This is a genomic window from Intestinibacter sp. (assembly GCF_051866655.1).
Taxonomy (GTDB): Bacteria; Bacillota; Clostridia; order Peptostreptococcales; family Peptostreptococcaceae; genus Intestinibacter.
Window position 1 is genome coordinate 1 of the sequence record NZ_JBJDXL010000186.1, and the last position, 1,664, is coordinate 1,664.

Sequence of the window (1,664 nt, forward strand, 5' to 3'; positions counted from 1 at the left end):
TCATTATACTACCATCAGACAATATAACTAAGCATTTTCGTGTATAAAGAATATTCCCAATTCTTCTATAAAACTCGGTATAATAGCACGGCAAATCGTCCTTAACGCTTATCCAAGGAGATTTAGGATTTTCGTCTGCTGTTTCAAGACCTTGTACCAATCCAAACTCATACCAACTTTGCTCTCTATCCGTCTCTATACAGTATGGTTCAACGCCATTCAGTTGTTCAATTTCTTCTCTTGTCATACTCAATCCTCCCAATATCTGTAATACTCAGGTGCTTCATCTGTTGTACCTACAAGATGTTTGGTGTCATCATTGTATGGAATAACAATGTCATAATATCCATTACCAACAGTTGAAAAATTCTCGTCGTGCCAATGTGAGAATAAGTCACCAAACCAAACTTTAGTGTTTTTATTCCTGCACAACACCCTGTCAAACGGATTCAACGTCTTGGGGTCAAACTTCGGCTTGGGGCATTCCCATTTGCTCCAATTATGGATAAAACTATATAGTTTTGTCCCTTTAGGACAGTCTTTTAATTTTTCTACTAAATTCATATGATTACTTGTGAATTTATTGAATTTACATAATCTTCATACATTTCTGCGTATCTAGAAAGTTCTGATACTCTATTAGCAGGTATTCCATTACCTCTAGTTTCAGTAGAAATAACTACTACTTCAGAATCATCATTACAACATTTAAAGTTAAAGTTTCTTGTATATACGCAATCTCTCCAATTCCTTTCCTCTTTAGAAGGAAATAATAGACACTCGCCTCTTAGATTTGGATAAATACTTCCATCTCTATGAAATGTTATATACTTATATTCCAAACCAGTGCGGTCAATAGCCTTAACTTTTATAGTTTCAGTATATTGCTCTACTGCAACAAGGTAACAAACTCCACATAATGGACTTCATAGTTTTGTTCCTACTGGATAGTTTTCTAGAATCTCATAAAGATCAATATTCTCATTCATATTTAATTAGTTAGATTCTTTATTAATTAAAGAATTAAGATAGTTTACTTCATTTTCTATTATACGGAACTCTCTTCGTTGATTATCAGATACCTTACAGTTCTTTAGATAAAGTGCAGCCTCTACCATATTTAAAATAGCAAGGAATTTTCTATGAGCAGAGATACAGGCTCTTGCAAAAGCAATGCTCTTTCCTGTCTTCTCATTAAAAGCATCTTTACTATGGCAATAAGCATATCCTTCAGAATATAATGTAAAATATGAATTAGAACTGGTATTTACTATTCCTCTTACTATTCCTAGTATCTGTTTACTGTACTGAGTATCGTATGCTAATTGTACTATATCAGCAGGGATTCTAAAGAAACATTTACATATAGTAACTTTATTACGAACAATCTGATATGTAGCACGATCCAAAGATAACTTAATTACATTAAAATCTTCTTTCATAATCCTATTTAATACTTCTTGTTTTCACCATAATATATCCAGACTTTGTAATCATACATTTTACATAACTAATCAAAACATTCAGATAGGTTAAGGTGTCGTTTTCCAATTATGAATTCGGGTGCTTTCATTTAATCCCACCATTCTTTTAAATGTTCATACCTCACTTTATTATATAAGTACCATGCTTTGCATTGATACAAAGAAACCAGTCTAAAAACA

4 protein-coding genes are annotated in these 1,664 nt (G+C 32.3%); all 4 read right to left on the reverse strand.

The genetic code is table 11. The features are described from left to right. On the reverse strand, positions 1-247 hold a 247-nt coding region (locus ACI3VO_RS05720; RefSeq protein ID WP_439756987.1), incomplete at its 3' end, for a hypothetical protein. A gap of 2 nt (positions 248-249) precedes the next feature. Next, positions 250-432 carry a hypothetical protein gene (locus ACI3VO_RS05725; protein WP_439756988.1) on the reverse strand — a complete coding sequence of 61 codons (183 nt, stop codon included), beginning with the start codon at positions 430-432 and terminating at the stop codon, positions 250-252. Positions 433-560: 128 nt separating this feature from the next. Further along, positions 561-842, reverse strand: a complete 282-nt coding sequence (locus ACI3VO_RS05730) for a hypothetical protein (RefSeq protein WP_439756989.1) — start codon at positions 840-842, stop codon at positions 561-563. Positions 843-995: 153 nt separating this feature from the next. Beyond that, entirely contained in the window at positions 996-1,442 is a 447-nt protein-coding gene (locus ACI3VO_RS05735) for a hypothetical protein (protein WP_439756990.1), read from the reverse strand. Positions 1,443-1,664: the final 222 nt, after the last annotated feature.